Here is a 24,412-nt window from a genome sequence, read left to right as displayed (position 1 = left end):
CCACGCGGGGCTCAGAAGATCAGATCGAGCACATCCGTCTTCAGCCAGAGGCCTGCGCAGACGCGCAGGTCTCCGTTCCAGTCGCGCTGGGGCAGCGTGCCGGAGGCTTCGAACGTCAGCTCCAGGTTTTCCTGGCGGATGAGCTCGTTGAGGTCCAGCACGCCGCTGCCGGTGGCGGTGAGCTTCTGGGTGGCGGTCTGGTTCGCGGGGCGCTTGTACTCGAGCAGCTTCATGGGAGCGCTCTGGCCCTCGAGGCGGAGGGAGACGCTGGCCTTCTCGACGCCGCTCAGGTCCACGTCGGTGGTGGTGAGCTCGAAGAGGCGCATGCGCAGCTGGGCCTCGGTGCTGCCGGTGGGGATGGTGCCGATGATGTCTCCGACAGGAAACTCCATGGTCCGCGACACGGTGCCGGGGATGGGGATGCTGGCCGGGAAGGAGAGCTTGCGCTCGGTCTTGCAGACTTCATCGGTCTCCGCCTCGACATAGAAGAGCGAGTCGCAGCCGGTGGCGAGCAGGGGCAGGGCGATGAGCAGGATTCGGATGGAAGGGCTCATGGGAGGCTCGATCAGAAGAGGTAGAGGAGGAAGCCCAGCTTGATGGAGGGCGTGGTGAAGCGGAGGGAGAGCGGCTTGGCGGTGATGTCCGGATCGTCGGTGACGTCCTGCAGCAGCTTCTCCGCGTCCTCGATGGTCATCGAACCGTGGGCGAGGCCCACGCGCAGGTAGACGGAGAAGCTCTGCGGCTTGCCGATCTCAAGCCCCACGCTGCCGCCCGCGTAGTTGTAGCCGACGTCATCGAAGGGAGCGGTCGTCTTCAGGGGGATGCCGCCCAACCGGTCGACGAGATCGTTGTAGTTGGCGTTGAAGTAGTGGCCCACGTCCAGATTGAGGGACGGGGAGATGAAGGTGGAGAGTGGGACGAGGCTGATGCCTCCGCGCACCCCGAGGCTGAGGGTGTTGGTGGTGACTCCGCCGTTGACGCGCAGCCATTGCGCTGGGCGCACCACGATGGAGACGCCAATTCCATCGGGGGCTCCAACGTCCAGCATCGCGCCGAGTCCGAACTTGCTGGCGGGGTCGCTCGCGGTGGCGACCTGGGAGTCGGCGGAGGAACCGGAGTCCTGCGCCAGAGCTTCCACGCCGGTGCCGAGCGCCAGCACACAGGCCAGCGCGGCGGCATGACGGGAGAGAGCGGGTACACGTCTGATCATCGGAGTACCTGTGTTGAGGGGAGAACCTGGCCGAAGTGGCCGGGAGCCATCATTCGTGGGCGCTCGGGGAAAGAGAAGCGGCCTGCCGTGCAAAAGGCGTCGAGTCGCTCCGACGAGTGTGGGAGAAAAGGACAGCGAGTGCGCGGGTTGCATTCGCGCCGAGATGGCCTGCGACACAGGCTCCCTACTCGGCGTCATCCTCGTCGGTTCCGGTGTCAGTCGCGTCGCGATCGAGCTGCTCGGCGATGGTCTTCACCTGCATCTCCGCTGCTTGGATCTTCCCGCGGCAGAGCGTTACGAGGTCGGCGGCTTCCTTCACCAGCCCGGAGAGCTCATCGACGTCGACCTGGCCTTCCTCGATCTCGTGCAGGATTTCCTCCAGACGCGACGCGGCCTGACCGTAGGAGGGCTCGCTCGTCGACCGCTTCTGCTTTGCCATGTCTTTGCCAGGAGCCTTCTTCGTTGAGTGCTTGGGCTGTGCCATACGCCTATTTCTTCTCCGGGCCTTCCGAGCGAAGCCGCAACGCTCCCGACTTCAACTCGGCCGTGAGAGGGGTGCCGCTGGGAGCATGTGCTGGGTTCTTGAGGACCGCCCCCGTCTCCGTGCGCAAGATGGCATACCCTCGCTCCACCACACGCCGTGGATCCAGGAGAAGCAGGCGCCGCCTCCGCGCTTCGGCGCGCTCGTTTTCGCGCGCGAGCAGCCTGGAGGCGTGAGGGCCCAGCCGAGAAGCGATCTCGTCGACTCGACGCGACGCGGAAGAGAGGTCGCGCCCCGCACCCAGACGGAGCCGCCGGGCTGTATCCCGAAGAGTCCGGGTTCTCTGCTCGAGCAAATCCTTGGCCACGAGCGGGACCTGACGGGCCTGCTCTTCGAGATCCGATGAGGATCCCTCGAGCATTTCCCTGGCGTGTTCGAGAATCCTTTCCAGGCGCGATTCGACCACCTCTCGGGCTTCCAGGATGCGATCGACGAGCAGGGAGGCTGCTGCTGTCGGCGTTTTGGCCCTCCAGCCCACGAAGTCGAGCAGAGAGATGTCCCGCTCATGGCCGATTCCAACCACGACTGGGATGGGGAACGTCGCGATGGCCCGGGCGATGGCCTCCGAGTCGAACCAGGCAAGATCCGTTCGTGAACCGCCGCCACGGCAGATGAGCAGAACATCGAACTCCGCGGCATGGGCTCGGAACCAGTCCAGCGCATTCAGGACGGAGGGCTCCGTTTGTCGGCCCTGGACACGCGCGCCATGAACCAGGACGTCGAAGGCGAGCCCGGACTCCTCCAGTGTCCGCAGCACGTCATGGTAGGCGTCCGAGTTCAGGCTCGTCACGAGGCCCACGCGCAGGGGAAGGGGAGGAAAGGGCAACGAGCGGTTTCGCTCGAGGAGTCCTTCTTCGGCAAGCCGTCGGCGAAGCTCTTCTTGTCGCCGGGCTGCTTCTCCCAGCGTGTAGTCGGGGTCGAGATCCTCGATGACGAATTGGTACGAGCCCCACGGGATGTAGAGATCAACGCGCCCTCGCACCCGGACCTGGATCTCGTCATCGAGCTGAAAGGGTTCACCCGCCGTGGCGAGCCGGTCCTGGAGCGCTCGCAGCGTGCGCCCGAAAATGACGGCCTTGAGCCTGGAGGATTCCTTTCCCAGCGCATCTCGCTCGACGAGCTCGAAGCCGACGACGCTTCTGTGTCGAGCCTTGTTGAACCCGGAGATCTCACCCACGAGCCAGAGGGAGTTTGGGAATGCCCGCTGGATCGCTCCTTGGACTTTCTCATTGAGCTGCGAGACGGTGAGGTCGGTCGCCGCTCCCACCTGCTTCGGTGGAGCGCCGGGCTTGTGCTCATTCGTGTCGAGGACAAGGTCGCCGCCGCGTTCACGGTACAGGCGCCGCGTGTTCTCGCAGAAATCGAATCCCTCGGCGTACAGGTGGTTCACCACCGCCACGATGTTCTTCTCGGGAACCGACCAGAATCTCTCGGTGCCGTTCCAGTGGCGGCCGGGGAGCGTCTTGATGACGTCCACGAGCCTGCGATCGTAGGGAGAGTGGATCTGGAGTGTCCCGAGGCCGTCGTTGATGACTCGCCGACTCATCAGGTCACTTTATCACCGCTGGCGGGAATCCTGCCTGGCCGCTGGAGCACACGGAGTCCCGCGCGCCCGTCCACTGCGGGCGACGCGGGGTCGTATCCTTCACCCACGGACAGTTGCAGCCACTGAGATCAATTCGTCGACTGGCTCTGACAGAGGCAGATGATGCTGCCGTCCGGCAGCTCGTTCGACGGCAAGCACCAGCGCTGCGGGCTGAGCGAGCACCTCTCGCCGACGCTCTTTCCCGAGCACACGCTTGATGAAAGGGCCGAGCAGGAGACGGCTGCTGGCTTTGTGAGGTCCGGGCTCGTTGTGGCGTCGCTGTCCGGAGACTCCACGCCGCAAGCGGCCAAGGCCAAAACAACACAGATTGCGAACTTCTTCACGATAGTCCTTTCTTTGATCGCCAGGGATATGGCGAGGGGTAATGAACGCACACAGACGTGTTACGCTATCATATGAGGGCTGATTGAGTGCTGACTCGCGTGTTGATGCGTGGACGCGCAGCCACCCTTTGGGGCAGTTTCCGTTGAAGAGATCGGGATCAACTTTCTCTGCCGTCCTGCGGTCCAGGGTTGGGGCTGACGTGGGAGAGGAGACAGGATGATCGATGAGATCGACCAGCGCCTGAAGGCATGGGTGGGTGAGGTGTTGGGGGACGCCCCTGTGTCCTTCGCGGTCCCGGAACGGACCACCCTGACGGAAGGGGTGAGCCTGTACCTGCTGGAGCTGGGCGCCGCACCTCCCGCGCGCTCGGTGCGACGGGTGCCCCTGCAGTTCTCTGTTTGCTATCTGATCACCGTGGGTGGTGAGAGCCCGGAGCGTGCGCACCAACTGCTGGGCGAGCTTGTGTTCTCCGCACTGGAGACGCCCGACTTCGAGGTGGATCTCAGCCCCATTCCCCTGGAACTGTGGACGGCGCTGGCCGTTCCTCCTCGCCCGGCCTTCCGTGTTCGGATGCCGGTCCGGCGCGAGCGGGCCGAGCCGAATGTCCGGCGCGTCCGCTTCCCGCTCGTCACCCAGACCGTGCCCACCAGGGCAGCGGGTGATGCGCATGCCGGTGAAGGAGGGGTGACGTGCCGAACGACCGGACGCCCGGTGTCGACGCACCCCTCAGCTACTGAGGGCTGACACGGCTGTCAGGGCGGGCATGACGCCCGTGCGCTCGAGGAGCGTGAAATCAAGGGCTTCAGTCGGGAACAAGGTTTGCTTCGGCGCAGTCACCCCTACTCCTCAGGAGGATGACATGACGCGGAGGCTCCTCGTCGCGCTGATGGCGACTGCGTTCACGCTGGCTGGCTGTGGTGGCATTGGGACAGACGGCATCGGGACAGGCGGCGCTGGAGATTTCGGAGCGACCCCAGGCGGCTCGCAGGACATCGGGCTGGCGCGGACGAAGATCGCCCAGGGGCAGGTTCCGGCTCCTGAGGACTTCGTCGCCGAGGGGCTCTACTCGGAACACGACCTGCCGCTGCAGGGCCCGGCGTGCAACCAGGTGCTGTGCCTTCGCACGGCGACGGGCATCGCGCCGGCCATCGATACGGGGCGTCAGGAGGTGTTCGTGCAGGTCGGATTCTCCTCCAACGTGGACCCGGCCACCTTTCGTCGCAAGCCACTGGACGTGGCCCTGGTCATCGACCGCTCCGGCTCGATGGGGGGCTCACCGCTCCAGTCGGTAAAGGAGGCTGCGCGTCGGCTCGTCTCGAAGCTGGACGAGAACGACACGTTCTCGCTGGTCGTCTTCGACGATGACGTCAAGACGTTGGTTCAGCAGCAGTCCGCGGCAGCCCGCGAGGCGCTCCTGAAGGCCATCGACACGATCGAGGTGGATGGCGGCACCTGCATCGAGTGCGGCCTGAAGGAAGGGTACGCGCAGCTCGCCAAGAGGGAGGTGGATCCCGCCCGGGCGCGCCGTCTGTTCCTCTTCACGGACGCGATGCCCAACGTGGGCGCCACGGGCGACGGTGAATTCATGGACCTGCTGCGCGGCAACTCCGATCAGGGCCGGGACACGACGGTCTTCGGGGTGAACATCGCGTTCGGGCAGGAGCTCGTGACAAAGATCTCGGCCGTGCGTGGCTCGAACTACTTCTATCTGAGCAACGCGGACCGGACGCGAGAGGTGTTCGATGAGGACTTCGACTTCCTGGTGACACCCATCGCGTATGATCTGCACATGGCGCTCGCGCCGTCCGAGGGTTTCCGGGTGGAGGCGGTGTATGGCGTGCCCGGCGTGAGCCCGGGGGCGAGCACAGCCACGATGGACGTGGCCACGGTATTCCTCTCGCGGCGTCGCGGTGCCATCGTCGCGCGCCTCAGCAGCACCGGAGAGGTGCAGCCCGGCCAGCAGGTGGTGGCCAATGGCTTCTCCTTCAATCCCACGGCGGGCGAGGCTGCGCCCGAGGTCGCCCTCACCGCGAGCTACGAGGGCAGCGAGCCGCTCAGCTCGACGTCGACGTGGTACTCGCAGAACACGGTGCGCAAGACGGTGGCGCTGACGAACTTCATCCTGGGAGCCCGGCAGGCATGCGAGCACTGGGGGAAGGGCGAAAAGGCCGCCGCCCGAGAGGTGGCGGACCGGACGGCGGCGTTGCTCCAGGCGGAGGCGCAGGCTCTGGACGACGAGCCGCTGCGCACCGAGGCGGAGCTGGCGGGTAAGCTGGCGGCACTGATGGTGCCCTGAAGCCGTATGCTACGTCTTGTCAGGAGGGGGCGCGTGCAATACGCCTACGGGCATGTCCACTGCCTCTCTCCCCGACGCCTTCCTCCGAGCCATCGCCGAGGGCTTCCCGCCAGACTTCCTCACCCGTGAGCCTGGGGAGCTGTCGGAGTACGGACGGGACTGGACGCGCGTCTACACGCCGGCCCCGGCCGCCATCGCCTTCCCGCGCACCACGGACGAGGTGGCCCGGGTACTAGCCCTATGCAACGAGCACCGGGTCGCGGTGGTGCCCTCGGGTGGGCGCACGGGGCTGGCGGCGGGCGCGGTAGCGGCTCGGGGTGAGCTGGTGCTCTCGCTGCGGCGGATGAACCGGATGGATCCGGTGGACTTGCTCGGCAACACGGTGCGGGTGCAGGCGGGTGCCGTCACCGAGGCCGTGCACCAGCACTGCGCCCAGCACGGGCTGACGTGGCCGGTGGACTTCGCCTCCAAGGGCTCCAGCCACGTGGGTGGCAACATCGCCACCAACGCGGGCGGGGTGAAGGTCATCCGCTACGGGCTTACCCGGCAGTGGGTGCTGGGGCTCCAGGTGGTGACGGCCCAGGGACAGGTGCTGGAGCTCAACGGCGCGTTGGAGAAGAACAACACGGGCGCGGATCTGCGCCAGCTCTTCATTGGCAGCGAGGGCACGCTGGGCATCATCACCGAGGCCACGCTCAAGTTGACGCGGCTGCCCGGCAAGCAGGAGGTGTTCCTCTTCGCCGTGCCGGACGTGGCTGCCGTGCTGAGACTGTTCAGGGATGCGCGCCAGGCGCCGCTGTCCCTGTCCGCCTACGAGTTCTTCACGGACAAGTGCCTGGCCCGGCTGCAGCGTCACCGCAAGCTGCGCTCGCCCTTCGAAGCGCCCAGCGGCTGCTACGTACTCATGGAGGCCGAGGCCACGGACGCGGCGGCGGTGGAGGCCTGGCTGGGCTCGCTCTTCGAACGCGGGCTGGTGACGGATGGCACGCAGGCCCAGAGCGCCTCGCAGGCCGCGGAGCTGTGGGCGCTGCGCGAGGGCATCAGCGAGAGCCTCTCCGCCACCGGCCTGCCGCACAAGAACGACATCGCGCTGCCCGTGGCCGCGCTGGAGTCCTTCTGCGCGGAGCTGGATCAGTTCTTCGGCGCGCGCTACCCGGGCTGGGAGATCTGCCTCTTCGGCCACATCGGCGACGGCAACCTGCACGTCAACGTGATGAAGCCGGATGCCATGGAGAAGGCCGAGTTCCTCTCGCACACGAAGCAGGCCGACCACGACATCTTCGCCCTGGTGCGCAAGTACCAGGGCAGCATCTCCGCCGAGCACGGCATCGGTCTGCTGAAGAAGGACTACCTGTCCTATACGCGCGCTCCCGCGGAGCTGGAGCTGCTGCGCGCGCTCAAGCGCACGCTCGACCCGAACCACATCCTCAACCCGGGGAAGATCATCGACAGGTGAGGGAGTGGGCCCGCTCCAGAGAGGGGGCGGGCCCACGCGTGCCTCAGGACACCATGCGCGTCTTGATGTCCGTGTTCAGGCCCGCGATGGCATCGCACACCTGCGCGGACACGTCCTGGTCCAGGTCCATGACCAGGTAGCCGATGTTGGAGTCCGTGCTCAGCATCTGCGCGTGGATGTTGGCGTTCAGGTCCGAGACGATGCGGTTGATGTCACGCAGCACGCCCGGCGTGTTGCGGTGCACGTTGAGGATGCGGTGCGTGCCGGGGATGAGGGGCACCTCCACCTGCGGGAAGTTCACCGAGCCCGTGGTGGCACCGGACTTCACGAACTTGATGAGCGAGGTGGCCACCTCGCGGCCGATGGCCTCCTGGGCCTCCTCGGTGGAGCCGCCGATGTGCGGGGTGAGCACCACGTTGGACAGGTTTTGCAGCTCGGTGCGGAAGCCGTCGCTGTTGGTCTCCGGCTCCTCGGGGTACACGTCCACGGCCGCGCCGCCCAGGTGCTTGGAGCGCAGCGCCTCGGCCAGGGCGGGGATGTCCACCACCGAGCCGCGGCTGGCGTTGATGAGGCACGCGCCCTTCTTCATCTTCGCCAGCTCCGCCGGGCCAATCATCATGTTCGTGGACTGCGTGGCCGGCACGTGCAGGGTGACGAAGTCCGACTCGCCCAGCAGCTCGGCCAGGCTGTTCACCGAGCGCGTGTTGCCCAGCGGCAGCTTCGTCATGACGTCGAAGTAGAGCACGCGCATGCCGAGCGCCTCGGCGAGCACGCCCAGCTGCGAGCCGATGTGCCCGTAGCCGATGATGCCCAGCGTCTTGCCTCGCACCTCATGGCTGCCGGTGGCCACCTTGCGCCACTGGCCCGTGTGCACCTCGCGGCTGCGATCGAACAGCTGGCGCGTCAGCACGATGATCTCCGCGATGACCATCTCCGCCACGCTGCGCGTGTTGCTGAACGGCGCGTTGAAGCAGGGAATGCCGTGGCGGTTGGTGGCCGTCAGCTCGATCTGGTTGGTGCCGATGCAGAAGGCGCCGATGGCCAGCAGGTTCTCCGCGTGGGCCAGGGCGCTCTCCGGGACGTTCGTCTTGCTGCGGATGCCCAGCAGGTGCACGCCCTTGAGCCGCTCGGCCAGCTCGTCGGGCTTGAGCGCTCCGGCCACGCGCTCCACCTCGAAGCCCTCGGCCTTCAGCAGGTGCTCGGCGGACATGTGGATGTTCTCCAGCAGGAGAACGCGGAGGGGGACCTTGTTGCTGATGGGCGTGGACGGGTTGGGAAACCGGGATGTGCTCATGGCGCCTCGCGTTAGACCCCGCCGCTCTGACTGTCAAGCCTCGCACGCGCCTCCTTGGAGGCTGGACAGGCTCTCATGTCGCAGGCGAACGCCTTGCGTGCCCTATTCGTCGTCCGGGTTCTTCAGCCAGGCGAGGGCATCCTCCCGGGACTCGAAGGTGCGCGCGGGGATGGTCAGCATGGCCTGCTTCGTCATCCGCCACGCCTGGAGCCCCGAGCCCGCGGTGGAGACGATGCGCGCCGAGCGCTTCATGCCCTTGAGCTGCGCGAAGGCGTTGAGCTTGGCCATCACGGCCACCATGTTGGAGGGCATCACCCGGAGCTGGGACTGATCCACCAGGGCGCTCCAGTCCCCCGCCAGCTCCTCGATGGTTGTCCGCACGCGCGTCAGATAGTCGTCCACATCAGCCTGTGTCGGCTGGGACGGGTAGACGACCTCGAGGATGCGATCGGGCTGGTGGACGATGATCTGGAAGGGCATGAGGGCGTGTTCCCATACCACACGGCGCTGACAAGCGCTGGGGTAGCCGATCATTCTAACCGCCTCCGGGCTCCCAGGACGACTCCTCTCCTGGTGCGTTGGGGAGTGGTTCGAAGTGCCCGGAATGACACGGGTGACGGGGCGCGTCGCAGGGGGCGGCGCGGCCAAAAATGTCAGACCTCACTGGTAGTTACGTCGCTGCCGGCCGATCGGAGCCGACGCGCCAGCGGGGTGCGGAGGCGATCTGACCGGCAAGGGGGTTTCATGCGGACCAAGCTGTATGTTCTGGGCGCGGTGTTGGGAGTCGCCCCGGGCCTGCTGCCGGTGGTGTCCACGTTGTGGGTTCCGCCGTCGCAGGAGTCGAAGCAGGACTCGCGCGGGTCCTCGCGCAAAGGGCGCGGGGCAGGCCGGGCGGGCCCGGCTCCCGCGGGCAACGGCTCGGGCAGCGGCGGCGTGGCGGCTCCTCCTGGCGCCTCGCCTGCTCAGCCCGGGGCTCCCACGCACCCGTGCGAGCTCATCACCCTCGCGAAGGTGCCGTGCGATCCGAGCACGGAGACCTGCGAGTACACCTACTGGCAGTGCCCCGAGGCGGTGAAGCCGCTGAAGGCATGAGCCACGGCGCCCGGTGAGTCCGGGCGCTATTTCTCGAAGTGAGTGCGGCGGGGTTGGCTCGAAGCGGAGCCGGCTCCGCCGCAGTCGTTTGGAGCGCGCTAGTTCGTCGGCGCGGCGCCGGACTTCTTCAGGTACTGATCGAGGAAGCTGAGCATCCGCGAATAGGCCTCCGCCTCGTTCTTCTTCTTGGTGAAGCCGTGGCCCTCGTCGGGGAAGACGACGTACTCGACGGGGACGTTGTTCTTCTTCACCGCCTGGACGATCTCGTCCGACTCGGGCTTGATGACGCGCGGATCATTGGCGCCCTGGATGACGAGCAGCGGCTTCTTGATCTTCTCGGCGTGGAAGAGGGGCGAGATGTCCTTGAGCATCTGCTCCTGCTTCGCCGGGTCGCCCATCTCCTGGTAGAGCGCCTCGCGGAAGGACTCCCAGTAGGGCGGCACGCTCTTGAGCGTGCGCAGCCAGTTGGAGACGCCGAAGATGTCCACGCCCGCGTTGAAGGCGTCCGGGTGGAAGGTGAGCGCCGCCAAGGTCATGTAGCCGCCGTAGCTGCCGCCAGCGATGCCGATGCGGCTGCCATCCACGTAGGGAAGGCTGGACAGGTACTTCTTCGCCTCGACACAGTCCTGCAGGGGCTCGTGGCCGTGCTTCTGATCATCCGCGGTGAAGAACGTCTTCCCGTAGCCGGAGCTGCCGCGGTTGTTGATGCCCAGCACCACGTAGCCGTGGTTGACCAGGTACTGGATGAGCGGCGCGTAGCCCTTGCGCGTCTGCCCGCCGGGGCCGCCGTGCACGAAGACGATGGCTGGCACCTTGTTCTCCGCGGTGGCCTGGTGCGGCTTGAAGAGGATGTTGGGGATCTCCATCCCGTCGAAGGACTTGAAGCGCACCACCTGCGCGTCCACGAGATCCGCCGAGTCGATCGCCGGGCTCAGTGTGTTCGTCAGGCGCGTGGACTTGCCCGTGCCGAACTCATAGACATACAGGTTGCTCGGGGAGCGATCTCCATTGTGGTAGAAGGCCATGCGCTTCTCGCTGCGCGCAATGGACACCGAGGTGATGTCGCCCTCGGGCAGCTGCGGCAGCGCCACCTGCTTGCCTGCCTTCGTGTCGTGGAGCCGGATGACGGTGCGCCCGTCCTCGTTGATGCCACTGACGCGGTAGGCGCCATTCCGGGAGAAGTTCGTGTACATGATGTCCCAGTCCGCGCGCTCCACGTCCTCGGACTTGCCGGAGGCCAGCACATAGCGGGCCACGCGCTTGAACTCCGAGCCGTCGTCGGTGAGGAAGTAGAGGGAGGTGGAGTTCGGATCGAACTCGGCCGCCGAGTACATCGCCGTGCCCTGGTGGGGGGTGATGAGCTTCTGTTCTTTCTTCGCCACGTCGTAGAGATGGATGTTGGCGTCAGACGTGGTGCGCTGCTTGCCGAGGGCGATCCACTTCTCGTCCCGGGAGATGTCGGCCACGTCGTAGCCGCCGTCGTTCTGGTAGAGCAGGGTGCGCGCGTACGTCTTCACGTCGTACTTGTAGAGGTCGAAGAACTTCGGATCGCGCTCATTGGTGAGCACGTAGAAGGCCGAGTAGTCATCCGTCTTCCAGCCGAAGAACTGGGCTTTGAGCTTCTCGCCCGGAGTCAGATCCTTCTCCTGGCCGTCCACGGTGCGCACGTACAGGTGGTTGTTCTCGTTGCCGCCCTGATCCCGTGTGAAGAGGATGCGCTCGTCCGCCGGGAAATAGCTGACGGCGAAGGTGGATTCCGTCTTCGACTGCGTGAGCTGCGTGGGCTTGCCTCCGCTCACCGGCACGCTGTAGGCGTTGAAGATGCCGCTCTCGTTCGAGGAGAAGAGGAGCTTCTTCTCGTCCGGGGAGAACGAGGCGCCCGTCGCCCGCGTCGTCGCCATGAACTGCTCGATGGTGTACTGCTTCGAGGGCCGTGCCGTGGGCTTCGCCGGTTGCGCGGCCGCAGCGGGCTCGGGCTTCTTCGCGGGCGCCGCCGGAGGAGCGGCCAGGACCAGGGTGGGCACCAGCGCCACCGCCGCGAGGGCTCGTGAGACGAGGGACGACATGCGACCTCCTGAGTGTAAATGGGAGCGAGCGCGGAGAGCCCGCGCACACACTGTGACTGAACGGTAGGGAGATACGAGAAAACACCCGCGTCATTGCACTCGATGCCGGGTTGTCCACCAGACAAGGAGTCGGGGTGGACGGTAATTCCGGGAGGTGTGTCACGGAAAAACCTTCCGCACTCTCAGGAAGAGAGAGCCCAACCCTGCGAATTGCCTGGCTCCGGGCATGGCACGCCAGACGCATTCTCCCGCCTCGGCCGGTGTGTTGGCGGGGGATGAGACGTGCCCAGGATGCGACTCGGAGAGTGGTTCGTTCACAACGGTGCACTGACGCCCGAGCAGGTGGAGACCGTGCTGGCGTATCAGTCGCGGTGGAAGTGCAAGTTTGGCGAGGCGGTGCTCTCGCTCAACGTCATGCCGCGCGAGGTGTTCCTGCGGCTGCTGGCCGGGCACCTCAACGTGCCGTTCATCCGCTCGGAGCAGATGGACAAGGTGCCGGCCTCCGTCGTGAACACGATGCCGGCGGAGGTGCTCGCGCGGCTGCGCATCTGCCCGTTGCGGCTCCAGCAGACGGGCTCGCGGGGCTCCATCATCATCGCCACGCACCAGCCGGAGAACCTCAAGCTCATCGACGAGGTGACCTTCGCCACGGGCCTCGGCGTACAGCCGGTGCTCGCATTCCCTGAGGACATCGAGCGCACGCTGCGCCGCCACGGCATCCTCGCCGGGCGCCATGTGGAGCCCATCGAGCTGCCTCCCGAGGACGACTTCCGGGTCGAGCGCGGCCGCTATCCATGAGCCTCGCCGCGTGTCCGGCGAAGGCTGGCAGCAGGACAGGCGCTCCTGTCCCCGAGCGCAGGGCCGGGGCCAGACTCCGATGGCACGCGGGAAGCATCAGGCGTGCTCGCGGGGTTCCGCTTCCTGGTTGACTCCCTCTCCCAGACACCATGCCATTCCTGAACCTTCGCGGTGTGCAGCTCTACTACGAGGACACTGGAGGATCCGGCGAGCCGATCGTCTTCAGCCACGGATTGCTCTGGAACTCGAATCTCTACTCGCGGCAGATCGATGCCCTCCGGGGCCGCTATCGCTGCATTGCCTATGATCATCGAGGCCAGGGGCGCAGCACCGCTCCACCCGGCAAGGGCATCGAGTTGCGCACGGTCTACGAAGACGCGGTGGCCTTCATCCAGGCGCTGGGGCTGGCCCCCTGTCACTTCGTGGGCCTGTCCATGGGCGGCTTCGTGGGGCTGCGCGTGGCGGCCCGGCACCCGGAGCTGCTCCGCTCGCTGACGCTGCTGGACACCTCCGCGTGCTCGGAGTCGCCGTGGACGCTGTCCCGGTACTGGCTGCTCACGGCGACGACGCACTGGCTGGGGCTGCGCCCTGTGGTGGACCGCCTCATGTCCATCTACTTCGGGCACACCTTCATGAAGGATCCGTCGCGGGCCGCCGAGCGCGAGGAGCTGCGGCGCCAACTGCTGCAGAATCCGAGGGATGTCTGGCGGGCCATGCAGGGCGTCATCACCCGGCGCGGCGTCACCGAGGAGCTGTCTCGCATCATCACCCCCACGCTCATCCTGGTGGGCGAGGAGGACGTGGTGACACGGCCGGAGATGGCGGAGACGCTGCACACGCGCATCCACGGCTCACGGCTGGTGCGGCTGCCTCACGTGGGGCACATGTCCAACCTGGAGCAGCCGGAGTTGGTGAACCGGGCCATCCGCCGCTTCCTGTCCGGCCTCGAGCCGCGCTCGGAGGAGTTTGGCGCCATGGTTGCCGCCGGCTCACCGTAACAGCCCCCCCGCCCCGCGTCTCCAGCCCTGACGCGGGGCGCCATGTCCACTGGCTGCCGAGGGAGCACCCATTCCGTCGCGATGTATTGCAGGAATGGCCTACATGGGCATCTCGCGTTGTCGTTGTTGATGCACAATCCCTTCTCTCTACGACTGACGACGTCTGATCTCGTTCGCAGCATCGGGCGTAACGCCCTGGTCGCGCCGGTGTCTGACTGGGCGAGCCAGGGTGAGATGCTCGGTCAAGCGACCTCCTGGCTGGATGGCATCTACCGGCAGCTCTCCCATGGGGGCGATGTGCAGACGGGGATGTTGACCCTGCACCATGGCCTGTTCCATTTGAGACGCCAGTGGAGCCGCAAGGACTGGAGGAAATTCTGTCTCGAAGCGGCACGGGTCCACCCGCTCCGGGAACTGCTCCACCAATGCCCCTTCACACGCCACGGCTACGAGCGGCCCCGCGGCTACGCGGGGGATGCGGCGCTGATCGACTACCTCTACGCCGAGCGGATGGGAGAGGACCAGCTTCACCCGGGCGGTAACATCTACCGCTTCATGTATCAGCAGCCGAGCCCTCGGAGCGTTCGCGAGCGGCGCGTGTTGTTGGCCCGGGAGATCGACACGGTGGCCTCCCAGGTGCACCGGCCGCGGATCCTCTCGGTGGCGTGCGGACACCTGCGCGAGGCCGAGATGTCCCACGCGGTGAAGGAGCACCACCTGGGCGAGTTCATCGCCTTCGACCAGGACCCCGTGAGCCTGGCGGAGGTGGCTCGCCAGCACCCGGAGACGGCCATCCGCCCGGTGTGCGGCTCCGTGCGAGCCCTGCTCACGGGCCGCACCGTGTTCGGGCACCTGGACCTCGCCTACTCGGCCGGCCTGTATGACTACCTGTCCGACAACACGGCCCGGCGCCTGACGCAGCTCCTCTTCGACATGCTGAACCCGGGGGGACGCCTGCTCGTGGCCAACTTCGCCACCTGCCCCGAGGCCGGCTACCTGGAGGCCTTCATGGACTGGTGGCTCATCTACCGCGATGAGGACCAGATGCAGGCCCTCACCCTCGATATCGACCCGGGGGTGCTCGCGTCCTGGCGCATGTTCCGGGACAGCGAGAGCAACGTCATCTACCTGGAGCTGACTCGGCGCTGAGGGGCTTGTCCCCCGCGGCGGGCTGCTCCGGGCCGCTCAGGGGCAGGGTGACGGTGAAGGTGGCGCCCTTGCCCGGGGCGCTCTCCACCTCCACCGTGCCGCCCAGGGCCTGGACGATCTCCCGCACCAGCCACAGGCCGATGCCGAAGCCGCCGTAGTGCCTCACGGACACGGCGCGCTCGAAGCGTTCGAAGATGCGCTCGGCGTCCTCCGGGGCGATGCCGATACCCTCGTCCTTGACCCGGAGCCGGGCGTGCGTGGCGTCGGCGTCCACCGTCACCTGAATGCGCTTGCCCGCGCCGTACTTCATCGCGTTGGTGATCAGGTTGCCCACCACCTGCTCCAGCCGCATCGCGTCCCAGTGCCCGATGACACTGGAGCTCGCATACAGCTCCACCGGGCACTCTGCCCGGGCCAGGGCCTCGCGCGAGCGCTCGATGACGCCTCGGACCAGGGCTACGAGATCCACTTCCTCCATCTTCCCCAGCAACTGGCCCTGCGCCACGCGAGAGATGTCCAGCAGCTCGTTGACGAGCCGGCCCAGGCGCTGCGTCTGCATGTTGGCCGATTCCAGCTTGTTGGCCACGCGCTCGGGCGGCATCGTCTGCGCCGTCTGCCGCACCTGGGACATGAGTCCCTGGAGGTGGAGCTGGAGCGAGGTGAGCGGCGTCTTCAGCTCGTGCGCGGCGATGGAGAGGAAGTCGTCCCGGCGGCGCACCGCCTCCTGCTCCTCGCGGTAGAGCCGTCCCCGCTCCTCCGAGAGGGCTGCCATGCGCTCGAAGCCCTCCGCGTTCTCCAGCGCCACGCTGGCCAGCGTGGTGATGAAGCCCGTGAGCTTCTCCTCGTCCTCGCCGAACAGCTCGCCTACCTGGCGGTGGCTGGCGCAGACACAGGCCACCGTCTTGCCTCGCACCTGCAGCGGCGCGCACAGCAGCGAACGCACGCCGATCATCTCCATGCTGTCGCTCACGCCGCCGGGCATGCCCTGACCGAGAATGGCCGGACGCCCCGTCTCCAGGGCCTGGTTGATGGCGGTGCGGCTCACGCCCTCGGCGGCGCGGGTGTCCTCGGGGAGCACGTCGGCGGGATCCAGCACCACGCAGTGCTCCGCGCGCAGCAGCTCCAGCATGGACTGACGCACCGCTTCGAACACCGCTTCGCGCGTGAGGGCCGAGGCGATGCGCCGGCCGGCCTCCAGCACGCGGGGGAAGCGATCGGCCAGGGACAGCGTCTCGAGCCGCTCGGGGGTTGCTCCCGGCGCGAGGGATTCCTCGGCCAGGCCCTGCTCCATCTCCTGGAGTTCCCGGGTGGCCGTCCGCAGATCTTCCGTGGCTTCGGGCCAGCCGAGCTCCTTGCCCACCTGTCCGCGCGCCAGCAGCGTCTGGGCACGCTCGTGGCGCATTTTCAGCTCCTCGGCCACGCGCAGGCTCTGCTCCAACCAGCGGCGAGCCTTCCGGCTCCGCCCCCTCATGGCCGCCAGCAGGCCCTTCTCGCGCAGGGCGTGGGGGAGGTTGTTGCGGTAGGTTCGCGCCACCTTGTGGGCTCGCTCCGCGGTGCGCTCGGTCTCCTCCAGCAGCTCCTCGCGCCGGGCAGGCGCGTACGACGAGATGCCCTCCAGGCGCAGGCGCCGCGCGGTGGCCAGCCAGCCCGGCACGGAGGAGACGTATTCGTTGCGCAGGTGGGTGAGCTCCACCAGCCGCTCGGCCTGCTCCAGCGTGGTGACGGCGCCCTCCGCGTCACCTTCGTGGAGCTGGCGGATGGCTTCGGCCATGAGCACGCCCGCGCGCGACTGGGGATCCGCGCTGGGGTTGGCCAACTCGGGCTCCAGCAGGGTGCGAGGAATGCGGCCCACTGAGGCCTTGCCCCAGGCCTCCAGCGCGAGCCGCGCCGCGTACCGGTCTCCGATGGCCAGCGCCGCCCGGTGCAACTGCTGGGCGGAGCTCACGGCCTCCTTCAGCCGCCCCAGCCGGTAGAGCGCCATGCACATCTGGAAGTGGGCGTTGTTCATCTCCCACCGATCGCCGGTGCGATCCAACAGCCGCATGGCCTCGCGGATGCGCTCGATACACTCCTCGAAGCGGCCCGAGCAATACATCGCCAGCCCGTAGAAGCCGAGCGACTGCCCCTGGCCCCAGACATCTCCCATCTCCCGGCGCATCGCCAGGGAGCGACTCACGTAGTCGATGGCGCGCTCGAACCAGGGCAGCACCGTGGCCACGGGCGAGTGCTCCGAGTAGGCCTGGGCCAGCTCGGGGGTGGGCGGGTAGCGCTCGGCGATGTTCAGCTCGCGCAGGTGCGCCCAGAGCACGGCCATGCGTCCGCGCTGGTACCAGTACCCATACGCCAGCCGGCTGTAGAGGTGGACGGCCAGGAGATCCTCCTCGCTGTCGTCCAGCGGGCGGCGCGACAGCCAGACCTGGGGCAGCAGCGTGTGCCCGGCCTGGACGGCCATCTCCCAGAGGGCGCCCATGGCGCGCAGGGCGTTGCTGTCTGGCACCCAGCGCCCGAGCAGCTTCAGTCCCGTCTCGAGCGCCGCGTTGCCCTCGTCTCCCTTGCCGCGCTTGAAGGCCAGCTCTCCCAGCTTGGACCAGGTGCGGGCCTGCTCCACGCGGGTGCTGGCCAGGCTCTGGGCGAGCTCCATCTGTGGCTGGGCCTCCTCGTAGCGGCCGCGCAGCATGAGCACGTCCCCCAGCCCGGAGGCGATGCGGTAGCGCGTGCCGGTGTCCGCGCCGGCCGCGCCCCGCTCGGCGATGCGGTAGTTGAGGTCCGCGGTGGCCAGGGCGAACTGCTGCCGGGCCTTCTCCGCCGCCACCAGCGCGTAGGGCAGGGCCTGGGTGTACTCGCCCGCGGCGTCGAAGTGGTAGGCCAGCTCGAAGGGATCCGCCATCGGGCTGCTGGCGATGGTGCGCGCCGTCAGCCGGTGCAGCTCCTTGCGCTCGTCCGGGAGCAGCAGCCCCAGCAGCGCCTCGCGCAGCTTGTCGTGGACGAAGGTGTACCTATCCCTGCTGTCCTCCCACAGCATGTGCCGCCGCCGAGGCTCGGCCAGCGCCGCGGCCACCCGCTCGGGGTGCGTGCCAGACAGCGCCGCCACGCGCTCCAGATCGAAGCTCTTGCCCAGCACCGCGCCCACCGAGAGCAGCCGCAAAGACTCCGCCGGTAGCCGCTTCAGCCGCCGCACCAGGAACGAGGCGGCCTGCCGCGACGAGCGCACGTGCGCCATGGCGTCCGCATCCACCTGCCAGCCATCCGGCCCGGGTACCAGCGCTCCGTCCTCCACCAGCCCGTGGAGCATCGCCGAGGCCATGAAGGGGTTGCCCTCCGAGAGCCGCGCCACCAGCTCCGTGGCCTCGTGCGGCAGGGCTCCGGCCATGGACTCGGCCATGCGCGCCACCTCGGCGGCGCCGAACGTCGCCAGGCGCAGGTGGGCGCTGGGCTTCAGCCGCCGCAGCATGTGGCCGGGGCCCGCCTCCTCGCTGCGGAAGGACACCACCAGCATCACATGCCCCTCGCTGTGCGAGGCGCCCTGCTGCCAGTTCTCGATGGCCTTCAGCGTGAGCTCATCCGCCCACTGGCAATCATCCAGCAGCACCACTGCGGGCTCCGCCTCCGTGCCCAGTGCCGCCAGCAGCGAGGTGAGGGCGCGGATGCCGCGGTTCTCACCGAAGGACTCGGGGCCCAGGCTCTGCTGCGGGCCCGGGCGCAGCACTGGCTCCAACTGGGGCAGCACGGTGGACAGCGCCGAGGTCTGCTCTCCCAGCCGGTCGCGCAGCATCTCCGCCAGGGCAGGCTTCTCGCGCGCTGCCGCGGCGATACCCGCCGCCACTCCGGTGAAGAGCTGGAAGGGGCGCTGCGCGGCCTGATCCTGCGCCTGTCCCTGGAGCACCCACGCCCGGTGGTGCACGGCGCGCGCGGACAGCTCCTCCAGAAGCCGGCTCTTGCCGCCACCGGACTCCGCCTCCACCACCACCAGCCGCCCCGGTTCGGAGCGGGTGCGCTCCAGCTCGCGTTCCAGCACCGCCAGCTCCTCGTGGCGGCCGACGAAAGAGGGCTCGGTGAGGCTGCGGCGCTGATCATGCGAGCCGGTGACGAGCTCCGGTTCCGCCTCACCCTGCGAGAGCGCCTCGTCCAGCGCGCGCAGATCCGCCAGCGCGGACTCGGCGGACTGGTACCGGTCCGTGGGGTCGGTCTGCAGCAGCCGGCCCACCAGCTCCTCTAGCGCGCGGGGTACCTCCACTCCTCCACTGCGCAGCTTGGGTCGCGCCGCCAGGTGCTGCCGCAGCACCTCGCCCACGGAGCCCCCGTCGAACGCGGGGCGGCCCGAGAGCGCCTCGAAGAGCACGATGCCCACGGAGTACAGGTCCGACGTCACCTCCACCGGACGGTTGAGCAACCCGGCCTGCTCCGGCGAGAGGTAGCGCGCGGTGCCCACGGGCAGATCCCTCAACGACGGATCCAACCGCTCACTGCGCGACAGGCCGAAGTCCACCAGCGTGGCGCGCGCCAGCGGCTGGCCCTCGACAATGATGTTGGCGGGCTTCACGTCCCGGTGCAGCACGCCGTGGCGGTGGGCCTCGGCGAGCGCGGCCAGCACGCACTGTCCCAGAGTGAGCACTTCTGGCAGCGAGAGGCTGCCGTGGGAGAGCCGTTCCTCGAGCGTCTCTCCGGGGATGTAGGGGGTAACGAGATAGAGCAGTTCTCCCGACACGCCCATGTGAAGCATGGGGGTGAGGAAACTGCTGCGCAGCTCCGCCAGCACCGAGGCCTCGTGCTCCAGCCGTTGCCGGGCCGCGGGTGCCAGGGTGGTGGTGGGGGTCACCTTGATGACGACCCGGCCCCCGGTCCGCAGGTCGCTCCCCAGCCAGGTCGAGATACCTCGGCCCGCCTTCATCCGCTGGAGGAGCTCGAAGCGATTGCCCAGCCGACGCCCGGGGAGAGGTTCTCCAGGAGCGGCGCTGGCCTGTGGAAAGCCGTCTGCCATTCGATGCCCTCGCCCTCCCAGCGCATTGCCGTGGCAATGCGGTCGGCTGCGCGTCGTCCCTGCGACAAGCTTGGTGCCGGAACGGTCCGTGCCAAGGGGTCAGCGCCGACCGACTCGGACTTGCTGCCCTGGCGTTCAACAAAGCTGCGCCGGTTCCATCCCACTTGCTCGCAAGGCCTGATACGACGGCCCGGAGAGCAGACAGGCAACCGGCGATGACGCAGTGCGCACAGCGTCGGCCGGTGTGCCATGGGATCAGCCCGGTACAGGTGTCCTGGAGGCCAGACTTCTGGGAGCAACAACCGCCACCCCCGGTCTTCTACCCGCGAGTGGCTTGACACCCCCAGTTTCAGGGCACAAAAGCGCGGCGCAAGATGGCGGCCTGGCAGTTCTCCTCTCGGCCGCCCAGGAGCCCGGCATTGAAGCTCGCCACCCTCAAGGATGGGACTCGCGATGGACGGCTCATCGTCGTCAACCGCGACAGCACCGCGTACGCCCTGGCCACCCCGGTGGCCCTCACGCTCCAGGCCGCGCTGGATGACTGGGCGCGCGCGGAGCCTCAGCTGCGCACCCTGGTGGAGCAGCTCGAGTCTGGCGCCGTCCAGAGCCGCCCGCTGGACGTGAACGCGCTGCTGGCCCCGCTGCCTCGGGCCTACGAGTGGGTCGACGGCAGTGCCTTCCTCAACCACGTCATCCTGGTGCGCAAGGCGCGCAACGCCGAGCCTCCGCCCACGCTGAAGACGGATCCGCTGGTGTACCAGGGCGGCTCGGGCGAGTTCCTGGCGCCCACGGCGGACATCCCCCTGGGCGATGAAGCCTGGGGCCTGGACTTCGAGAGCGAGGTTTGCGTCATCCTCGGCGACATTCCGCAGGCCGCGACGGCGGCCGAGGCCGGCAAGCACATCCGGCTGGTGATGCTCGCCAACGACGTGTCGCTGCGAAACCTCATCCCGGACGAGCTGGCCAAGGGCTTCGGTTTCTTCCAGAGCAAGCCCGCCACCGCGTTCAGCCCCTTCGCCCTCACCCCGGACGAGCTCGGGCCAGCGTGGAAGGAGGGACGGCTGCACATGCGCGTGCGCTCCACCCTCAACGGCCAGCTCGTGGGCGACACGGATGCGGGAGAGATGCACTTCTCCTTCCCGGAGCTCATCCAGCACATCAGCAAGACGCGTGGCTTCACGGCGGGCACCATCCTGGGCAGCGGCACGGTGTCCAACGAGGACCGGACCCGCGGCATCTCCTGCCTGGCCGAGCGGCGGATGATCGAGACCATTGATGAGGGCAAGCCGAAGACGCCCTTCATGAAGCCAGGGGACACCATCCAGATCGAGGTGCTGGACGGCGCGGGCCGCAGCCTGTTCGGCCGCATCTCGCAGAAGGTGGTGAAGCGATGAAGCTGTACAGCTACTGGCGATCGACGAGCTCGTGGCGGGTGCGCCTCGGGCTGAGCCTCAAGGGCGTGGCCTACAGCTACGAGCCCATCCACTTGCTGAAGGACGGCGGGCAGCAGAACTCGGAGGCGTACCGCGCCATCAATCCCATGCGCACCGTGCCCACCCTCGAGTTCGAGGAGGGCGGGGTGCTGGTGCGATTGTCTCAGTCGGTCGCCATCCTGGAGTACCTGGAGGAGCGCTACCGCACGCCCGCGCTGCTGCCAGCCGAGCCGCTGCCGCGCGCCCGGGTCCGCATGCTGGTGGAGATGGTGAACTCGGGAATCCAGCCGCTGCAGAACACCTCGGTCGCCCAGTACGTGAAGAACGAGCTGAAGGCCGACGAGAAGGCCTTCGCCGCGCACTGGAACGTCCGCGGGCTGACGGCGCTGGAGGCCGCGGTGAAGGAGACCGCGGGCACCTACTGTCTGGGAGAGACAGTGTCGCTGGCGGACATCTACCTGGTGCCGCAACTCTACGGGGCTCGGCGTTATGGAGTAGACCTGACGCCCTATCCCACGCTCCTGCGCATCGAGGCAGCGTGCGAGAAACTTCCCGCCTTCCAGGCGGCGCATCCCGACCGGCAACCCGACGCGGTGCCGGCCTGACAGTTCAAGCACTCTTGAAGGAACCGACCATGGCCAAAGTTGAATCGCTGGGCATCAAGATGATCGAGAGCGTGCACTGGTACGTGCATGACTTGGAGCGCAGCCGCCGCTTCTACACGAAGGGGCTGGACTTCGCGGAGCTGGGCGTGTCGTCGCCGGAGCTGGAGAAGGCGGGCAAGCAGAAGTCGGCCGTCTTCCAGGCGGGGGACGTGGTGCTCATCGTCAGCCAGCCGGATGGCGATGGCGGACGCGCCTGGCGCTTCCTGCGCAAGCACCCGGACGGGGTGGGCACCATCAACTACGAGGTGGAGGACGTCGAGAAGGCCTTCCGGCTGCTCGAGAAGCGGGACGCCACCTTTATCACGGACATCCAGCGCTACACCGACGAGCGGGGCGGCAAGCTGGCGATGTTCTCCATCACCACGCCGTTCGGTGACACCACCTTCCGCTTCATCCAGCGGGACGGCTACCGCGCGCTGTACCCGGGCTTCCAGGCCCACGCCACGCCGCAGGGCGGGCAGAACCGCTATGGCTTTGGCCGCGTGGACCACATCACCTGCAACTTCCAGACGATGAAGCCCATGCTCCTGTGGATGGAGCACGTCATGGGCTTCGAGACGTTCTGGGGCATCCAGTTCCACACCGAGGACATGGCGCAGCAGAAGCGGGATCACGGGTCGGGCCTGCGCTCCACGGTGGTGTGGGATCCGAACAGCAAGGTGAAGTTCGCCAACAACGAGCCGCTGCGGCCCTTCTTCAAGGCTTCGCAGATCAACCTCTTCAACGAGGACCACCGGGGCGACGGCGTGCAGCACCTGGCGCTCACGGTGAATGACATCATCGGCTCGGTGAAGGCGATGCGCGAGGCGGCGGGCATCCAGTTCATGCCCACGCCGGGCTCGTACTACGACGCGCTGCCCGAGCGCATCCAGCGCATGGGTATCAAGAGGATCGACGAGGATATCCAGAAGCTGCGCGAGCTGGAGATCCTCATCGATGGGGACAAGGAGCACCAGTACCTGCTGCAGATCTTCATGAAGGACGCGGCGAGCCTCTACAAGGATCCGCACGCGGGCCCGTTCTTCTACGAGATCATCCAGCGCAAGGGAGACCAGGGCTTCGGCGGCGGGAACTTCCGCGCGCTGTTCGAGAGCATCGAGCGCCAGCAGAAGTCGGAAGGGCGGATCTAGGCCATGTTCGAGCGACGCGTCGTCGGGAAGGTGCCCCGCAAGCACCACATCCAGCTGCGGGATGAGAAGGGCACCCTGATGTACGAGGAGTGCATCACCCGCGACGGGTTCGAGGGGCCCTACACCATTGCGTACCACCAGCGGGCGCCGCACACGCAGAGCCTGTCGGAGGCGACGCACGGATGGAAGGCGCCGGAGCCGGTGACAGGGCGGGCCCTGGCCAAGCGGCACTACAAGACGCAGGAGCTCAAGCGCGTGGGTGGTGCGCCCATCGACGCGCGGGTGCCGCTGCTCTTCAACGCCGACGTGACGCTCGGGGTGTTGCACCCCACGGAGGCGGATCCCGTCTACTTCAACAACGCGGATGGGGATGACCTCTTCTACATCCACGAGGGCAGTGGGGTGCTGCGCACGCCGCTGGGGGACCTGCGCTTCGAGGCGGAGGACTACGTCTTTGTGCCGCACGGGATGGTGCACCGGTTCATCCCGGACAAGGGCGTGGCGCAGTACTGGCTGTCCATTGAGTGCAAGGGCGGGCTGCACCTGCCGAGGCAGTGGCGCAACGAGGTGGGGCAGTTGCGGATGGACGCGCCCTACAGCCACCGGGACTTCAAGGTGGTGGCGTTCACGGGCCCGCAGGACGAGGGCATCCGCGACCTGGTGGTGAAGCGCGGGGATGCGTTCCACGGGTTCCGCTACCAGAGCTCGCCGCTGGACGTGGTGGGTTGGGACGGCACGGTGTATCCGTGGGCGTTCCCCATCCTGAACTTCCAGCCGAGAGCGGGCCTGGTGCACCTGCCGCCCACGTGGCATGGCACCTTCGCCACGCGTGGGGCGCTGATCTGTTCGTTCGTGCCGCGGGTGGTGGACTTCCATCCGGAGGCCATCCCGTGCCCGTACCCGCACAGCTCGGTGGACTGTGACGAGTTCCTCTTCTACTGCCGGGGGAACTTCACCAGTCGGCGAGGCGTGGGACCGGGCAGCGTGAGCCACCACCCGATTGGCGTAGCGCACGGACCGCACCCGGGCGCGTACGAGGCGAGCATCGGCCACAAGAGGACGGATGAGCTGGCGGTGATGCTGGACACGACGTTGCCGCTGCATCCCACGGCGGCGGCGCTCACGGTCGAGGATCCGAACTACCAGAACAGCTTCATCCCATAGTAGGAGGCTTGGGATGCGGCTGGATTCGAACCCGCGCCGGGGGTGCAGACCTTCAGCAGAATGGTGTCCTTACCTCGCAACCGCCCGGAATGCTTAGAGCGCCTAACAAAAGTCAGGATTGAAGGCGACGGAAGAGCATCAGGCAGCAGCCCAGGACGAGGAGGCCGAAGTGGACATCGTCCCGTCGTTCGTCGCGTACGCGCAGGCGGCGC

General features: G+C 67.5%; 20 protein-coding genes. 12 read left to right on the top strand and 8 right to left on the bottom strand.

The genetic code is table 11. The annotated features are described in order from the left end of the window. Nucleotides 1-11: 11 nt before the first annotated feature. From KY501_RS49275 to xseA, 4 genes are all read right to left on the bottom strand, one after another. Nucleotides 12-554 carry a hypothetical protein gene (locus KY501_RS49275; protein ID WP_224372416.1) on the bottom strand — a complete coding sequence of 181 codons (543 nt, stop codon included), beginning with the start codon at nt 552-554 and terminating at the stop codon, nt 12-14. Between the two features lie 11 nt (nt 555-565). Then, a complete protein-coding gene (locus KY501_RS49270; RefSeq protein ID WP_224372414.1) occupies nt 566-1,210 on the bottom strand; it encodes an autotransporter outer membrane beta-barrel domain-containing protein in 645 nt (214 codons plus the stop codon). A 184-nt stretch (nt 1,211-1,394) separates the two neighbouring features. Continuing rightward, on the bottom strand, nt 1,395-1,649 hold the full coding sequence (gene xseB, locus KY501_RS49265; protein ID WP_224372413.1) for an exodeoxyribonuclease VII small subunit: 255 nt from the start codon (nt 1,647-1,649) through the stop codon (nt 1,395-1,397). Nucleotides 1,650-1,698: 49 nt separating this feature from the next. After that, nucleotides 1,699-3,297, bottom strand: coding sequence for an exodeoxyribonuclease VII large subunit (gene xseA, locus KY501_RS49260; protein ID WP_224372411.1), 1,599 nt, complete (start codon nt 3,295-3,297; stop codon nt 1,699-1,701). Nucleotides 3,298-3,456: 159 nt separating this feature from the next. Between xseA and KY501_RS49255 the strand changes: the two genes are divergently transcribed. The 4 genes from KY501_RS49255 to KY501_RS49240 all read left to right on the top strand — a co-directional run bounded on the left by KY501_RS49255 (nt 3,457) and on the right by KY501_RS49240 (nt 7,433). Continuing rightward, nucleotides 3,457-3,756 carry a hypothetical protein gene (locus KY501_RS49255; RefSeq protein WP_224372410.1) on the top strand — a complete coding sequence of 100 codons (300 nt, stop codon included), beginning with the start codon at nt 3,457-3,459 and terminating at the stop codon, nt 3,754-3,756. 141 nt (nt 3,757-3,897) lie between these two features. After that, on the top strand, nt 3,898-4,425 hold the full coding sequence (locus KY501_RS49250; protein ID WP_224372409.1) for a Pvc16 family protein: 528 nt from the start codon (nt 3,898-3,900) through the stop codon (nt 4,423-4,425). A 115-nt stretch (nt 4,426-4,540) separates the two neighbouring features. Further along, the gene (locus KY501_RS49245) at nt 4,541-5,977 is read left to right on the top strand and encodes a vWA domain-containing protein (protein ID WP_224372407.1); all 1,437 of its coding nucleotides are present in this window, start codon (nt 4,541-4,543) and stop codon (nt 5,975-5,977) included. Between the two features lie 52 nt (nt 5,978-6,029). Next, a complete protein-coding gene (locus KY501_RS49240) occupies nt 6,030-7,433 on the top strand; it encodes an FAD-binding oxidoreductase (protein ID WP_224372406.1) in 1,404 nt (467 codons plus the stop codon). A gap of 43 nt (nt 7,434-7,476) precedes the next feature. Here the strand turns inward: KY501_RS49240 and serA are convergent, their stop codons facing one another. Further along, nucleotides 7,477-8,727 (bottom strand): phosphoglycerate dehydrogenase, encoded by a 1,251-nt coding sequence (gene serA, locus KY501_RS49235; protein WP_224372405.1) that lies wholly within the window; start codon nt 8,725-8,727, stop codon nt 7,477-7,479. A 102-nt stretch (nt 8,728-8,829) separates the two neighbouring features. Beyond that, nucleotides 8,830-9,207, bottom strand: coding sequence for a SpoIIAA family protein (locus KY501_RS49230; RefSeq protein ID WP_224372404.1), 378 nt, complete (start codon nt 9,205-9,207; stop codon nt 8,830-8,832). Nucleotides 9,208-9,471: 264 nt separating this feature from the next. Here KY501_RS49230 and KY501_RS49225 point away from each other — a divergent pair, with 264 nt between their 5' ends. Further along, nucleotides 9,472-9,819: a hypothetical protein gene (locus tag KY501_RS49225; protein ID WP_224372403.1), complete on the top strand. Its 348-nt coding sequence runs from the start codon at nt 9,472-9,474 to the stop codon at nt 9,817-9,819. A 98-nt stretch (nt 9,820-9,917) separates the two neighbouring features. Here KY501_RS49225 and KY501_RS49220 read toward each other — a convergent pair whose 3' ends face one another. Further along, nucleotides 9,918-11,885, bottom strand: a complete 1,968-nt coding sequence (locus KY501_RS49220) for a S9 family peptidase (protein ID WP_224372401.1) — start codon at nt 11,883-11,885, stop codon at nt 9,918-9,920. 291 nt (nt 11,886-12,176) lie between these two features. On the opposite strand from KY501_RS49220, the gene KY501_RS49215 reads away from it, so the two are divergent. The 3 genes from KY501_RS49215 to KY501_RS49205 all read left to right on the top strand — a co-directional run bounded on the left by KY501_RS49215 (nt 12,177) and on the right by KY501_RS49205 (nt 14,830). Next, nucleotides 12,177-12,683 (top strand): GspE/PulE/PilB domain-containing protein, encoded by a 507-nt coding sequence (locus KY501_RS49215; protein WP_224372399.1) that lies wholly within the window; start codon nt 12,177-12,179, stop codon nt 12,681-12,683. Nucleotides 12,684-12,832: 149 nt separating this feature from the next. Beyond that, nucleotides 12,833-13,681: an alpha/beta fold hydrolase gene (locus KY501_RS49210; RefSeq protein WP_224372398.1), complete on the top strand. Its 849-nt coding sequence runs from the start codon at nt 12,833-12,835 to the stop codon at nt 13,679-13,681. A 234-nt stretch (nt 13,682-13,915) separates the two neighbouring features. Continuing rightward, the gene (locus KY501_RS49205; RefSeq protein ID WP_224372396.1) at nt 13,916-14,830 is read left to right on the top strand and encodes a class I SAM-dependent methyltransferase; all 915 of its coding nucleotides are present in this window, start codon (nt 13,916-13,918) and stop codon (nt 14,828-14,830) included. Here the strand turns inward: KY501_RS49205 and KY501_RS49200 are convergent. After that, nucleotides 14,802-19,808: an ATP-binding protein gene (locus KY501_RS49200; protein WP_224372394.1), complete on the bottom strand. Its 5,007-nt coding sequence runs from the start codon at nt 19,806-19,808 to the stop codon at nt 14,802-14,804. The genes KY501_RS49205 and KY501_RS49200 overlap by 29 nt on opposite strands. 419 nt (nt 19,809-20,227) lie before the next feature. On the opposite strand from KY501_RS49200, the gene KY501_RS49195 reads away from it, so the two are divergent. From KY501_RS49195 to KY501_RS49180, 4 genes are read left to right on the top strand one after another with little or no spacing between them, the layout of a single operon-like run. Next, nucleotides 20,228-21,202, top strand: coding sequence for a fumarylacetoacetate hydrolase family protein (locus KY501_RS49195; protein ID WP_224372392.1), 975 nt, complete (start codon nt 20,228-20,230; stop codon nt 21,200-21,202). After that, nucleotides 21,199-21,846 (top strand): maleylacetoacetate isomerase, encoded by a 648-nt coding sequence (gene maiA, locus KY501_RS49190; RefSeq protein WP_224372390.1) that lies wholly within the window; start codon nt 21,199-21,201, stop codon nt 21,844-21,846. Before KY501_RS49195 ends, maiA begins: the two co-directional genes overlap by 4 nt. Nucleotides 21,847-21,875: 29 nt before the next feature. Then, entirely contained in the window at nt 21,876-23,036 is a 1,161-nt protein-coding gene (gene hppD / locus KY501_RS49185) for a 4-hydroxyphenylpyruvate dioxygenase (protein ID WP_224372388.1), read from the top strand. A gap of 3 nt (nt 23,037-23,039) precedes the next feature. After that, nucleotides 23,040-24,200: a homogentisate 1,2-dioxygenase gene (locus KY501_RS49180; RefSeq protein WP_224372386.1), complete on the top strand. Its 1,161-nt coding sequence runs from the start codon at nt 23,040-23,042 to the stop codon at nt 24,198-24,200. The last annotated feature ends 212 nt before the right edge of the window (nt 24,201-24,412 follow it).

This window comes from Hyalangium versicolor, from assembly GCF_020103695.1.
Lineage (GTDB): Bacteria > Myxococcota > Myxococcia > Myxococcales > Myxococcaceae > Hyalangium > Hyalangium versicolor.
The sequence above is the reverse complement of the archived record's forward strand: the minus strand, read 5'-3'. Positions and strand labels throughout refer to the sequence as shown.